The 12262-nt window shown below is 60.9% G+C and carries 14 protein-coding genes; 6 read left to right on the top strand and 8 right to left on the bottom strand.

Annotated features, from left to right (window positions below):
• Nucleotides 1–86 precede the first annotated feature (86 nt).
• A complete protein-coding gene (locus LOY69_RS25660; protein ID WP_110597073.1) occupies nt 87–989 on the top strand; it encodes a proline iminopeptidase-family hydrolase in 903 nt (300 codons plus the stop codon).
• Between the two features lie 61 nt (nt 990–1050).
• Here the strand turns inward: LOY69_RS25660 and LOY69_RS25655 are convergent, their stop codons facing one another.
• The 3 genes from LOY69_RS25655 to LOY69_RS25645 form a co-directional block, all read right to left on the bottom strand.
• Complete coding sequence (locus LOY69_RS25655; RefSeq protein WP_102865469.1) at nt 1051–2349, bottom strand: NAD(P)/FAD-dependent oxidoreductase; 1299 nt, start codon at nt 2347–2349, stop codon at nt 1051–1053.
• Between the two features lie 60 nt (nt 2350–2409).
• Entirely contained in the window at nt 2410–2583 is a 174-nt protein-coding gene (locus LOY69_RS25650) for a DUF3094 family protein (protein WP_043274580.1), read from the bottom strand.
• A gap of 188 nt (nt 2584–2771) precedes the next feature.
• The gene (locus LOY69_RS25645) at nt 2772–3401 is read right to left on the bottom strand and encodes a DUF1780 domain-containing protein (RefSeq protein WP_102882240.1); all 630 of its coding nucleotides are present in this window, start codon (nt 3399–3401) and stop codon (nt 2772–2774) included.
• Nucleotides 3402–3546: 145 nt separating this feature from the next.
• Between LOY69_RS25645 and LOY69_RS25640 the strand changes: the two genes are divergently transcribed.
• The 3 genes from LOY69_RS25640 (at nt 3547) to LOY69_RS25630 (ending at nt 4979) form a co-directional block, all read left to right on the top strand.
• On the top strand, nt 3547–4014 hold the full coding sequence (locus LOY69_RS25640) for an FAD/FMN-containing dehydrogenase (RefSeq protein WP_265073768.1): 468 nt from the start codon (nt 3547–3549) through the stop codon (nt 4012–4014).
• Nucleotides 4011–4700, top strand: a complete 690-nt coding sequence (locus LOY69_RS25635; protein ID WP_102882238.1) for an energy-coupling factor ABC transporter permease — start codon at nt 4011–4013, stop codon at nt 4698–4700. Before LOY69_RS25640 ends, LOY69_RS25635 begins: the two co-directional genes overlap by 4 nt.
• A gap of 63 nt (nt 4701–4763) precedes the next feature.
• Nucleotides 4764–4979 (top strand): hypothetical protein, encoded by a 216-nt coding sequence (locus LOY69_RS25630; RefSeq protein ID WP_102865473.1) that lies wholly within the window; start codon nt 4764–4766, stop codon nt 4977–4979.
• A 19-nt stretch (nt 4980–4998) separates the two neighbouring features.
• Here the strand turns inward: LOY69_RS25630 and yacG are convergent, their stop codons facing one another.
• The 4 genes from yacG to LOY69_RS25610 are packed head-to-tail and all read right to left on the bottom strand — an operon-like array spanning nt 4999 to nt 7911.
• Nucleotides 4999–5202 carry a DNA gyrase inhibitor YacG gene (yacG, locus tag LOY69_RS25625; RefSeq protein WP_102865474.1) on the bottom strand — a complete coding sequence of 68 codons (204 nt, stop codon included), beginning with the start codon at nt 5200–5202 and terminating at the stop codon, nt 4999–5001.
• Nucleotides 5199–5822: a dephospho-CoA kinase gene (coaE, locus tag LOY69_RS25620; RefSeq protein ID WP_265073767.1), complete on the bottom strand. Its 624-nt coding sequence runs from the start codon at nt 5820–5822 to the stop codon at nt 5199–5201. The genes yacG and coaE overlap by 4 nt, the downstream gene beginning before the upstream one ends.
• On the bottom strand, nt 5819–6691 hold the full coding sequence (locus tag LOY69_RS25615) for a prepilin peptidase (RefSeq protein WP_123390445.1): 873 nt from the start codon (nt 6689–6691) through the stop codon (nt 5819–5821). The genes coaE and LOY69_RS25615 overlap by 4 nt, the downstream gene beginning before the upstream one ends.
• Nucleotides 6692–6693: 2 nt before the next feature.
• A complete protein-coding gene (locus tag LOY69_RS25610) occupies nt 6694–7911 on the bottom strand; it encodes a type II secretion system F family protein (RefSeq protein WP_102882236.1) in 1218 nt (405 codons plus the stop codon).
• Nucleotides 7912–8136: 225 nt separating this feature from the next.
• On the opposite strand from LOY69_RS25610, the gene LOY69_RS25605 reads away from it, so the two are divergent.
• Both LOY69_RS25605 and LOY69_RS25600 read left to right on the top strand, forming a co-directional pair.
• Nucleotides 8137–8553, top strand: coding sequence for a pilin (locus LOY69_RS25605; RefSeq protein ID WP_102882235.1), 417 nt, complete (start codon nt 8137–8139; stop codon nt 8551–8553).
• A 239-nt stretch (nt 8554–8792) separates the two neighbouring features.
• Nucleotides 8793–9149, top strand: a complete 357-nt coding sequence (locus tag LOY69_RS25600; RefSeq protein WP_102865479.1) for a BON domain-containing protein — start codon at nt 8793–8795, stop codon at nt 9147–9149.
• 185 nt (nt 9150–9334) lie between these two features.
• Here the strand turns inward: LOY69_RS25600 and LOY69_RS25595 are convergent, their stop codons facing one another.
• The gene (locus tag LOY69_RS25595; protein ID WP_265073766.1) at nt 9335–12253 is read right to left on the bottom strand and encodes a DUF748 domain-containing protein; all 2919 of its coding nucleotides are present in this window, start codon (nt 12251–12253) and stop codon (nt 9335–9337) included.
• Nucleotides 12254–12262: the final 9 nt, after the last annotated feature.

The following is a 12262-nucleotide window of genomic DNA, read 5'->3' as shown; positions in this document are numbered from 1 at the left end:
CGAGCACAACCGGCCCGGTCTTATCGCAGATACGGGGGCGAGGCCGAAAATGACACAGGGTGATCGTCATCAGGGAGTGATGCGCAATGAAAGCAAGTAAACCACCACAGGAAGGTTATGCCTCCTTTGGCTCCTGGCAGACCTGGTATCGGGTGACGGGGGATCTGCAGAATGGTCTGACGCCCCTGGTGATATTGCACGGCGGCCCGGGCTGCACTTATGACACCGTTGATGCCTTCAGGGATGTGGCGGCCAGTGGCCGGGCGATCGTTCAGTTCGATCATCTCGGCAGTGGATTTTCCACTCGCCTGGAGGACAAGCCTTCTTCATTCTGGAGCGTCGAGCTGTATCTGGAAGAGCTGAACAATCTTCTGGATCACCTGCGCATTAGTGAGGACTACGCCTTGCTCGGACACTCCTGGGGTGGGGCGCTGGCCAGCGAGCATGCCGTCTTGGCCCCTGCGGGCCTGCGGGCCCTGATCATCGCCAATGCCCCGGCCGACATGCGGACCTGGCAGGCTGAAACCCTGGGTTTGCGTGAGGCCTTGCCAGAGGGGGTCTTGCAGACGCTGATCGGCCACGAGCAGGCTGGAACCCTTCATAGCGCCGAATATGTGCAGGCGTCGCAAGTGTATTTTGAGCGGCATGTGTGCCGGCTTCGGCCTTGGCCGGAAGAGGTGGTACGCATTTTTTCCAGGGGATGTTGCGCTACCACGATGGAAAGTGTGCCGCAGCGGGCTAGAAATTTCCCTCTCCTGAGCAACCTGCAGGACTGGAGCGTTGTCGAGCGCCTGCCGCGAATCAAGGTGCCGAGCCTGCTGATCTCAGGGCGTTACGACGAAGCAACCCCTGTAGTGGTCAAACCCTATCTGGACAACGTTCCGAACATTCGCTGGGCACTGTTCGAGAACTCCAGCCACATGCCCCATATCGAGGAGCGGGTTGCCTGTATGGGAACGGTGGTGAGCTTTCTGGATGAGTGTCTGTAGCACACGCTTCGCCCGCCCGTGCACCCCACTACCTTGCGTAGCGGGGCGTACTTTCAGGCGCTTAGTGCAACTTCAAGCGTGGGTCGGTGCCTCGTCCAATCCGGCTGCCGAGCATCAGCATCGCCGTGCGGAACACTCCGTACAGGGCCATTTGGTGCATGCGATACAGCGAGATGTAGAACATCCTCGCCAGCCAGCCTTCGAGCATCACGCTGCCGGTGAGATTGCCCATCAGGTTGCCCACCGCCGAGAAGCGCGAGAGCGAGATCAGCGAACCGTAGTCGGTGTACTTGTAGGTCGGTAGGTCTTTGCCTTCGATACGCAGTTTCAGCGATTTGGCCAGCAGTGAGGCTTGTTGGTGCGCAGCCTGGGCCCGTGGCGGTACGTTGCGGTCGCTGCCCGGTTGAGGGCAGGCGGCGCAGTCGCCGAAGGCAAAGATGTTCTCGTCACGGGTGGTCTGCAGGGTTGGCAGCACCTGGAGCTGGTTGATGCGGTTGGTTTCCAGGCCGTCGATGTCCTTGAGGAAACCCGGCGCGCGGATGCCGGCAGCCCACACCTTGAGGCTGGCGGGAATGGTCTGGCCATCAGCGGTGATCAGACTGTCGGCGGTCACCTCACTGACTGAAGCGTTGGTCAGCACTTTGACCCCGAGTTTCTCCAGGGTCTTGTGCACCGGCCCGCTGATGCGCTCGGGCAGGGCCGGCAGCACCCGTGGCCCGGCTTCGATCAGGGTGATGTGCATGTTTTCCGGGAGGATCCGATCCAGGCCGTAGGCGGCCAGTTCATGGGCGGCGTTGTGCAGTTCCGCTGCCAGTTCCACACCGGTGGCACCGGCGCCGACGATGGCCACGCTGATCTGTTCCACGGCATCTGTCTGCCCGGCGTGGGCCCGCAGGTAGTGATTGAGCAGTTGCTGGTGGAAGCGTTCGGCCTGTTTGCGGGTGTCGAGGAACAGGCAATGCTGGGCGGCGCCCTGGGTGCCGAAGTCGTTGGTGGTACTGCCCACGGCGATCACCAGGGTGTCGTAGCCCAGTTCACGGGCCGGCAACAGTTCTGTGCCTTCCTCGTCATAGGTGGCAGCCAACTGGATCTTTTTCTGTTGACGATCGAGCCCGCTCATACGGCCCAGCTGGAACTCGAAGTGGTTCCATTTTGCTTGGGCAACGTAGTTGAGTTCGTCTTCGGAGGAGTTCAGTGAGCCGGCGGCCACTTCGTGCAGCAGGGGTTTCCAGATATGGGTCAGGTTGGCGTCCACCAGCATCACACTGGCGGTGCCGCGCTTGCCCAGGGTCTTACCCAGGCGGGTCGCCAACTCCAGGCCGCCGGCGCCGCCGCCAACGATGACAATACGATGAGTCATGGGGATATCTCGCAAGGCTAAAAGAAATCGGTGCAGTCAACCGAGCGAGCGCGATGCAGCTCATAGCGTCAGGTAACTGATAAAACGGCTCAACAGGCCCAGGGCGACCGTCACCACGACCACCACCACAAGGAGCATCCACGGCCGAAAGGGCCGGCGCTCGACTCGGTGCTGGGGCAGTTGCAGGTATTCTTCGACATGGCGTTGGTCGTCGGGGTTCAGGCGGCTGCTCATAAAGGGCCTCGTCAGGTAGACGTCGCAACACAGGGGAATGTTACAGCGCGATGCAATCGAGCATTTACCGAGCATAGCCGCTGCGCGTGGGGGCTCGATGACGAAGTCCCGGCGTTGGCAGGCAAGAGCGCTTTTTTACCATTGCCCGGGATATTGCGCCATGCCCAGGCGAGGCGGATTGACGGACTTTACAAACTGATGCCGACGTCGAAAACGATACTGCGGCCCAGGTTGCTACGCAGGAACTCCGGCGCATCCGGATGGGCGAACAGCACCCGGGCGAAGGTCGGTCCCACCAGGGACAGCGAGCGCCAGCCCTGGCGCAGGTACTCGGTGGGGGGCGGGAAGTGGCTGTTCAGATCCAGCACTTCACGTTTCAGGGCGGCGAAGGCGATGATGTCCAGCTCCCCGAGGTTCATCCCACGCTCCTTGTAGTTGTGGGCCTTCTTGCGCAGGGTCGGCCCCAGGCGCAGCAACAGTTCGTTAGCCGGGATGCGCTTGGGCTTGGCTTCGCGTCGTACCAGTTGGCTCAGGGAAAATGCGCTGCGCCGGCGTTGCAGTTCGTCGCGCCATTCATCATTGAGTCGGCGGCCTTCATCAAGGACGAAGAACACCTCGAAGCTGGCCTCGCGAAACAGCACATCCGGCGGTTCCTGCCCGGCGGCGCTGAATTCGTCGTTGCGATAGGGAATATTCAGGCCTTGCAGCAGGCGCTGGCAGACCCAACGCTCACGCTCCCATTTGCGGGCATTGGACAGAAACGCGTTGGCTTGTTCGGCCTGAATGGTGAGCAGGCGCAAAAAATCTGAGTCATCCATATCCCCAAGCTTAGCGCTCAAATATGACCTTAAAAACCACGCTTCTCGAAAAACCTCTGCACCCGGTGCCTGGCGGTGCTTGCTGGAGCCTGCCCAGGGGCGGTGTAGACTGTTTCCCGTCCTACCCCTCGATAAGGAGTGTGCAGTGAAACGCTGGTCAATTCTGTTGCTGGGCCTGTTGCCCCTGTGCGCCCAGGCCCTTGAAATCGGTGAGCGTCTGGCACCCTGGACCTTGCTGGATCAGTTCGATCAAGCCTACAGCCTCGATTCACAGGCGCAGATCCTGCTGGTGGCGCGCGGTATGGACGCGGCCAAGGTGGTGAACGGGGCGCTCAAGGACAAGCCCAAGGATTATCTGCAGGCGCGTCACGGGGTGTTTGTCGCGGATATCCAGCGCATGCCGGCGCTGATCGCCAAGATGTTCGCAGTTCCGGCCATGCGTGATTATCCCTACCGGGTGATGCTCGACCGCGAAGGGCGTGTGGCCTCTCGTTACCCTGCCGCCGAGGACAAGGTCTTGTGGTTGCAATTGCAGGATGGCCAATTGGTGTCTCGGCAGGAATTCACCACCGTCGAGCAACTGAAGACTGCGCTGGAGAAAGCCCGGCCATGATCAGCGCGGCGCTGCTGTCACCGGCAAGCCTGAGCATCGGCTGGCTGCTGTATGTGCCGGTTCTGATCTGGGCGGTGTGGCGGGCGCCCTGGGTCGAGCTGTTCACCGACAGTCGCCGTCAGCATCTACTGTTCGGAACGGTGTTTGCGTTGTTTCTGCTGTGGTTGGTGCGCCGGGATTTCGATACTGGAGTGTCTTATCACTTCATCGGCATGACGGCGGTGACCTTACTGCTGGATTGGCCACTGGCGATTGTCGGTGGCCTGATTGCGCAGCTGGGCTTGCTGGCACTGGGGCGGCAGGAGCTGGCGGCACTGGGGGTCAATGGCGCCTTGCTGATCCTGTTGCCGGTGGCGGTAACCGAGGCCTGTGCCGGTCTGGTGGAGCGGGCTCAACCGCGCAATCCCTTCGTCTATATCTTCTGCTCCGGATTCTTCGCCGCGGCCCTGTCGGCGCTGTTGTGCCTGCTTTGTGGCCTGGGGCTCTTGTGGCTTGATGGGCGTTTCGCCATGCCCGAATGGCTGGAGGATTTTGTCGGCTACCTGTGGCTGATCATCTTTCCCGAGGCATTTATCAACGGCATGGTGATCAGCGCCCTGGTGGTGTTCTGCCCGGAATGGCTGGAAACCTTCAATCGCACCCGCTACCTCAGTGCGCCCTGGAAGGATGAGGACCCGCGCCCTTGATCCATATCAACTCCGAGCCTGGGGCCGCGCTGCATGCTCGGCAAAAATCTCAGGAGTGCGGTCATGAGCGTCTATCAGTGGGCCCGGCAAGAAGTGCGCGACAGTCTGCACAGTGCCCAGCAGGAAGGGTTTGAACCGGGTTTGAGCCTGCGGGCGCTGCTCAGCGCGGTGGTGCAGCAGAGCAAGGGCGTACGTAGCATCGAGGATCTGGCTGACGAGTTGCAGTTCCTCGCGGAGAACCTCGACGACGATCAGGACTACAGCTTCATGCGGCCCTGATCGGCGTCGGTTCGAGCACTCAGTGAGCGCGGGGCGGCAGTTCTTCCGAGAACAGTTCGTCCTCGGCATCCGGGCTCACTGGAATCTTGTGTTCCTCGGCGGCCCAGGCCCCCAGGTCGATCAATTTGCAACGGTCGGAACAGAACGGCCGGTTGGTGTTGGTCGCGGTCCATTCCACGGGGGCGCCACAGGTTGGGCATTCGACGGTCAGGGGTTGGCTCATGACTGGCCTCCACGCAAAGTTAGGTAAAAGTGATGCAGGCGTTCGACCTCGCTGCGCAACCAGGCGTGATCGCGGTCGTTGACCAGCACATCGTCGGCGTGACGCAGGCGCTCCTCGCGGCTGGCCTGGGCCTTGAGAATCGCCTGGACCTGCTGTTCGCTGATCTGGTCGCGCTGCAAGGTGCGTTCGATCTGCAATTGTTGCGGCACATCGATCACCAGAATCCGTTGGGTCATCCGGAACTGGCCTGACTCGATCAGCAGTGGCGACACCAGGATCGCGTAAGGCGATTCTGCACGGGCCAGATGGCTGACGATCTCCTCGGCAATCAGCGGGTGCAATAGCGCCTCCAGCCAGCGACGCTGTTCGGGGACTTCGAAGATCAGCTTGCGCAGTGCCGCGCGATCCAGTTGGCCGTCGGCCTGCAGCACGCCGTCACCAAAGTGCTGGGCAATCTGTTCCAAGGCCGGGCGGCCCGGTTCCACCACCCAGCGAGCGGCGTGATCGGCATCGATCACATGCACTCCCAGGTCGATGAAGTGCTGGGCGGCAGCGCTTTTGCCGCTGCCGATGCCGCCGGTGAGGCCGAGGGTCCAGGGTGTGTTTACGGAGCGAGTCATTGGAAACCGACAAACTGCAAATAGAAGTCGGTCATTTGACCACCCCAGAGCAAGGCAATCCAGCCGGCAATGGCCAGAAAGGGGCCGAAGGGGATGGGCGTCGAGGTCTTGGCCCGGTTCAGGCGCAGCATGACAGTGCCGAGAATCGCTCCCACCAGAGAGGACAGGAGCAAGGTCAGCGGCAGGATCTGCCAGCCGCCCCAGGCGCCAAGCATCGCTAGCAGCTTGAAGTCGCCGTGGCCCATGCCGTCCTTGCCGGTCAGCAATTTGAACAGCCAGAACACTGACCACAGGCACAGATAGCCGAGTACCGCGCCCCACAGGGCATCCTCCAGGCTCGCCAGTACCTCGAAGCTATTGGCAATCAGTCCCAGCCACAGCAGTGGCAACACCAGCACGTCTGGCAGCAGTTGGTGATCGGCATCGATCAGGCTCATGGCCAGTAACCCCCAACTGAGGATCAGCAGCAGGCCCGCGGGCCAGCCAAAACCGAAGTGCCAGGCGACGTACGCCGAGATCAGCCCGCAAGCCAGTTCGGTTAGTGGGTAGCGCGGGCTGATGGCGGTCCTGCAGTGGGCGCAACGGCCCCGCAGCCACAGATAGCTGAGCAGGGGAATGTTTTGCCAGGGGCGGATCGGTTGTGCGCAATGGGGGCATTGGGAGTGGGGCAGCAGCAGGTTGTAGGGCGCCGCTACAGGCTCCGGGGGCAGTCCCAGCACTTCGTGGGCTTGAGCCCGCCAATCGCGTTCAAGCATTTTCGGCAGGCGCCACACCAGCACGTTCAGAAAGCTGCCTACGAGCAGCCCCAGTACCAGGGCCGCAGTCACGAAGGCCAGGGGGTAAAGGGTCATGGCTTCAGTCAAGGACATGTTCAGATCGCTGTGCCGAGTTGAAAGATGGGCAGGTACATGGCAACCACCAGGGCGCCGACGATACTGCCCAGGATGACCATGATCAACGGCTCCATGAGGCTGGTCAGGCTGTCGACCAGGTGGTCCACCTCGACCTCATAATGCGCTGCGACTTTTTCCAGCAGATGATCCAGCATTCCGGACTCTTCACCGATGGCGGTCATCTGGATCGCCATAGTAGGGAAGACGCCGCTGGCACGCATGGCAAAGTTCAGTTGCATGCCACTGGCCACCTGTTGGCGGATGCGTTCCACCGCTTGCCTGAAGACCTTGTTGCCGCTGGCTCCGGCCACTGAATCCAGGGCCTGGACCAGAGGCACGCCAGCCGCGAAGGTGGTGGCCAGCGTACGGGCGTAGCGGGCCACTGCGGCCTTGTACAGCAGCGGGCCGGCCAAGGGCAGGCGTAGCAGTCCCTGATCCACACTGTCCCGCAGGCGCTCCGAGCGCCGATAAGCCTGCCTGATCCCTACCCCCATCAGCAGGCCGGCGCTGAGCAACCATCCGCCGTGGTTCTGGATGACATGGGAAAGGGTGATGACCCATTGGGTCAGGAGCGGCAATTGGGCGTTGAACCCGGCGAACAGGCTCTGGAATTGGGGAACCACCTTGATCAGCAGGATGCTGCTGACCAGGACGGCCACGCCGATCACCGCCACGGGATAGACCATGGCCTTTTTTACCCGGGCCTTGAGGTTCTCGCTTTTTTCCCTATGGGTGGCGACCCGTTCCAGCAGGGTATCCAGGGCGCCGGACTGTTCGCCGGCCTCCACCAGATTGCAGTACAGCTCGTCAAAGTGGCGCGGATGTCGGCGCAGCGCTGTGGCCAGGCTGGAGCCAGCCTCGATGTCGCGTTTGAGGCTGGCCAGCAGTTGGCGCATCAACGGCTGGACGAAGCTCTCGGCAATGATTTCGAAGGCTTGCAGCAGTGGCACTCCGGCCTGCATCAGGGTTGCCAGTTGCCGGGTGAACAGGGCGATCTCCCGTGCCTTGATTCGTTGGCCCGATCGGAGCCAGGCCCTGGGCTTGCGGCGTACCCGGGTTGGAGTGATGCCTTGCCTGCGCAGCTGAGCTCGGATCAGCGCCGGGTTTGCAGCGCTCAGCTCGCCGGCCAACTTGTGGCCCTGGCCGTCGGTGCCTTGCCAGAGATAGACGCTGGCCACAGGTGCTTTTACCGCCATGGTTCAATCCTTGATGCAGGGGTGAGCTTCTTGAAGCCTAGCCGCCGGGCACCTGACGCATAGGGGCGCTAGATGACGAAATTTGTCAGTTTGTGCAACTCCTCGTACTTAAGGCCATGGGCTATCAGCGCTGCAGGCCTTGAATTCCGTGGGGTTAACCTTGGCACAGGGCATGCTTCAAGCCTTGCTGATTACCCACGGAGCATTCTTGCCAGGAGGCAACTCATGAAACATCAATCCGCTTTTACCCTGATCGAATTGCTGGTGGTGGTGGCCATCATCGGCATTCTCGCCACAGTGGCGATGCCGCTGTATTCCAAGTACCAGGTGCGGGCCAAGATGATGGCCGCGTTGGCCGAGGCGTCGGCGCTGAAGGTCAATATCGAGGACCTGCTTAATCAGGGAATCGACCCGACTCTGGCCCTCGCCGGTGGCACGCCCTTGACGTTGAACTGCCGAATGAGCGCCGAGGGCACTGCCGCCACCGGTGAAGGCAGTATCGGCTGTACCCTCCTCAATGCTCCGGGGGCGGTGTTGAACAAGACTCTGGTACTGAGCCGTTCGCCAGCTTCGGGATGGACGTGCAACACCACAGTGGAGGCCGACTATGCGCCCAAGGGCTGTGCCGCGCACGACACCTGAGTCCTGGCAGGCTGTTGGGTGTGGGCTTGATGAACTGCGTCGAAAAAAGCCGCAACTTGCATGCAGATTGTTGGGTGGTCATGCATTTTGCATGATGCTGATTCTTCGCGTTATCTATAACTTATTGTTTTTTATGAGTTTTTTATGTGGTCTGGACTTGGCACAGCACCTGCAATATCCCTCATAACCCTGTTGCCAGGACACGGCGCAGGCTTTCTAAAAGAACAGGAGTTACTCGTATGAAGAAGTTCGCTATCGCTGCTGCAACTGCTACCGCTCTGACCCTGACCATGTCCAACGCAGCATTTGCGCAGACCACTCAAAGCACCCAGTCGCCTATGGTCGTGGCTGCCGGTGAAGTGACCAAGGCCAAAGAGGCCACCTCCGATACCTGGATCACCACCAAAGTGAAAAGCGATCTGGTAACCGAGAAAGGCATTCCTGGCACCGACATCAAGGTTGAAACCAACAAGGGCGTCGTCTCGCTGTCGTCCACTGTTGCCATTACCGAGGCGCAGAAAGCCACAGCAGTGGCAATCACCAAGAAAATCAAAGGCGTTCAAGCGGTCTCTGCCGACGGCCTGAAAGCCGAGTAAGACCCCAAGCTTCTCGCCTGGACAGGGAGAGGGGGCGGTAGACGAGCCAAGCGATACGTCTGCCGCTTCTTTCAAAGGTTCATGCGGAAGATCACAAGGATGTGATCATTACAGGCCCCGGCACTTTGTGTCGGGGCCTGTTCTATTGGGCGGGGAAGTGGCGCTGCTTGAGGCCGGCGCGAGCCTTACTCGCTGTCCAGGTGCAGCGGAGTGATCACCTTGCCGTCGCTTTCGGCCTGGCCGAGGTTGGCATCGATGAAGTAGACCCGGTCATCGGCCAATTGGCCCTTGTCCACCAGGAAGTCCTTGATGCTGCTGGCCCGTTCCTGGCCCAGTTGGCGCAGCAACACGTCGCTGCCGCTCCAGAACTTGATCAGCCCCTCACGCAGTTTGGCACTGCGCTCGTCGCGGCTGAGCTGGGTCCATTCGGCCGGAGGTTGCTGTTTCAGGCGGGTGCGGTAGATGCCTTCCAGCAATGGCGCTTTCTCGCCCTCGGGAACCTGCAGCAAGGACGCCTGGGCCGGCACCTTGTCGCCGCGCCGTTGCAGGATTTTGTAGTAGTTGTACTGGTACTCGCGCTCCAGACGCTGTTCGGCGATCAGCGGACCATCGCTGCTCTGGGCGCTGGTGCCTTCGATCTCCAGGCGCAAGGTCGGACGCTCCTTGAGGGCCTTGGCCAGGGTGGTGAGGGCTGATTCGGACTCTTTGCTCAGTTCGCTGGAGCCAGGAGCGAAAGACACACTGCTCAGGTCTTCAGAGTCGCCGCCGGTGACCAGGCCGCCAATGAACTTGAAGGGGGCCTGGGCTGCTCGCAGCACCAGGTTGCGCAGGGTCTGCCAGACGATTGGCATCACGCTGAACTGTGGGTTGTTGAGGTCGCCGGAAATTGGCAACTCGATGGAAATCTTGCCGTCGGTGTCTTTCAGCAGGGCTACGGCCAGGCGAATCGGCAGGTCCACGGCGTCTGGGCTGTCGACCTTTTCACCCAGTTGCAGTTGTTCGACCACCAGTTTGTTCTCGGCCTTGAGCTGGCCCTTGGTGATCATGTAGTGCAAGTCGAGGTTGAGTCGGCCCTTGCGAATACGAAAACCGGCGAACTTTCCGGAATAGGGCGTCAGGGTGGTCAACTCCACTCGCTTGAAGCTGGTGGCGATGTCCAGTGCGGCCATTGGATCGAAGGGGTTGACGCTGCCCTTGATGGTCACTGGAGCGTAACGGTCGACCTTGCCCTTGACGCCCACCTCCGCCGGCTTGGCCTGGCGGCTGTCGATGGTGCCGATATGCCCGTTGAGTTGCTGGACTGCCGTGGCGAAGTTTGGTATCAGGCTCAGGTCGGCGAAGTTGGCCGAACCATCGTTGATGGCGATTTTACCAATGTGAATACCCAGTGGCTTGCTGGAACTTGGGGCGGGCTTGCCCGAGGATTTGCTGCTGCCGCCTGCGGGTTGTGGAATCAGCAGGTCGTCGATATTGGTGGTGCGGTCATCGTTGATGATGAAGCGCGCATAAGGCTGCATCAGGTTGACCTGGCTGATGGTCAGGCTGTCACCGTGCTGATAGTTCAGGCCCTCCACCACCACTTGTTTCCACTTCACGAAGTCGCGGGTCTTGAGGGTGTCCAGGGTGTGCAACTGATCCACTTCGGCCCGGCCGGTGATGCTGAAGGTCAACGGTTCGACTTTCTTCAGGTCCACTGCCAGGTCGCTGCCGAGCATGCCGCTGCGCAGTTCCAGGCGAATGAACGGGCTGATGTAGGACTGGGCGACCCGCAGGTCGATGTCCTTGGTCTGCACCTTGAGCTTGGCGGTGATGGGGTTGAGGTTGACTTCGCCGGTGGCGCTGACCTTGCCTTGTTTACCCAGGCCGGTATCGAGCTTTAGGGTGAAAGGCGACTGGTTGAGGCTGTCGAAGTTTTTCAGATCCAGGTTCAGCGGGCCAACGTCCAGCGCCACGGCCGGTTTGGCTTGGCGGTCGGCCAGGTGCACCTGATAGTTGCGCAGTTCCACATCCTTGAGCAGTACCTGCCAGGGCTTGCTGGGGACTGCGGGTTCCTTGGTGGTATCGGCTGTGGCTGGCTGAGGCTTGGCTGCCGGCTTGGCGGGTTGGCTGGCGAAGAGCTTTTGCCAGTCCAGTTGGCCATCGGCTTCAAGGGCGGCCCAGGTCTCCAGTTTCTGGCTGCGGATCTTGCCGACTATGACGTGCTGCTTGGCCAGGTCCACCATCGCTTCGCTGATGTCCAGGCGCTCCAGGCGCGCCAGCGGGCGACCGTCCGGGGCTTTGATGGCGAATGGCGCAACGCTGATGGAGGTGTTGTCCAGCAGCAGTTCGGTTTCCTTGGTCAGGCTGAATTTATAGTGGGTGCTGAGGTTGACCACGCCGTCTTCCAGCACCAGCGGCACGGCGTCACGTACATAGGGCCACCAGGCTTTCATCTTGCCGTCGGTGACTTTCAAGGTGCCTTCGGAAGCCAGCGGGGTCACGCTGAAGTTGCCGCTCCAGTCGATCTGTCCGCCTTCCGGGCCGGTGGCCACCAGGGTCATGTCGGCGCTGTCATCCGGCAGGGTGCTGAGGTTCTTCAGTTCAAAGTCGAGCTTGTTGTAGAGAAATTCGATGGGCTCGCTGGGGCGCAGGTCCTTGAAGTGCAGATAGCCGCCCGCCAGCTTGATGCGTTCAATGCGAACGGGAAACGGCTTGGCGTCGGGATCGCTCGGGGTCGGTTCGCTGGCAGGCAGCTTGAACAGGGCCAGGAGGTTGAGCTTGCCTTCCTTGTCGAAGAGGATCTCGGTCTTGGGCTGGTCCAGTTCGACGTCCGCCAGATGCAGAGCGCGTTTCCACAGACTGTCCAATTGCAGATTGGCGTAGAGGCGCTGGAAGGCAATCTGTTCCTTGCCCGGTTCGCCGACGCTCAGGCCCCAGAGGGTCAGTTCCAGGCTGAAGGGGTTGAGTTCGATACGCTGGATATGGGCCGGGGTCGTGGCGTAGTTGGCCAGTTGCTGGTTGGCCACCCGCAAGGCGATGCCCGGCAAAATCAGAAAGCCCAGCAGACTGTAAAGGGCGAGAGCGGTCAACAAGGCGCAGAGAGCGCGAATCAATCCTTTGGTCATGCGAGGCTT

Source organism: Pseudomonas sp. B21-059 (assembly GCF_026016285.1).
In the GTDB taxonomy this organism is placed as follows: Bacteria; Pseudomonadota; Gammaproteobacteria; order Pseudomonadales; family Pseudomonadaceae; genus Aquipseudomonas; species Aquipseudomonas danubii.
This window is presented reverse-complemented; position numbering and strand designations above follow the sequence as displayed.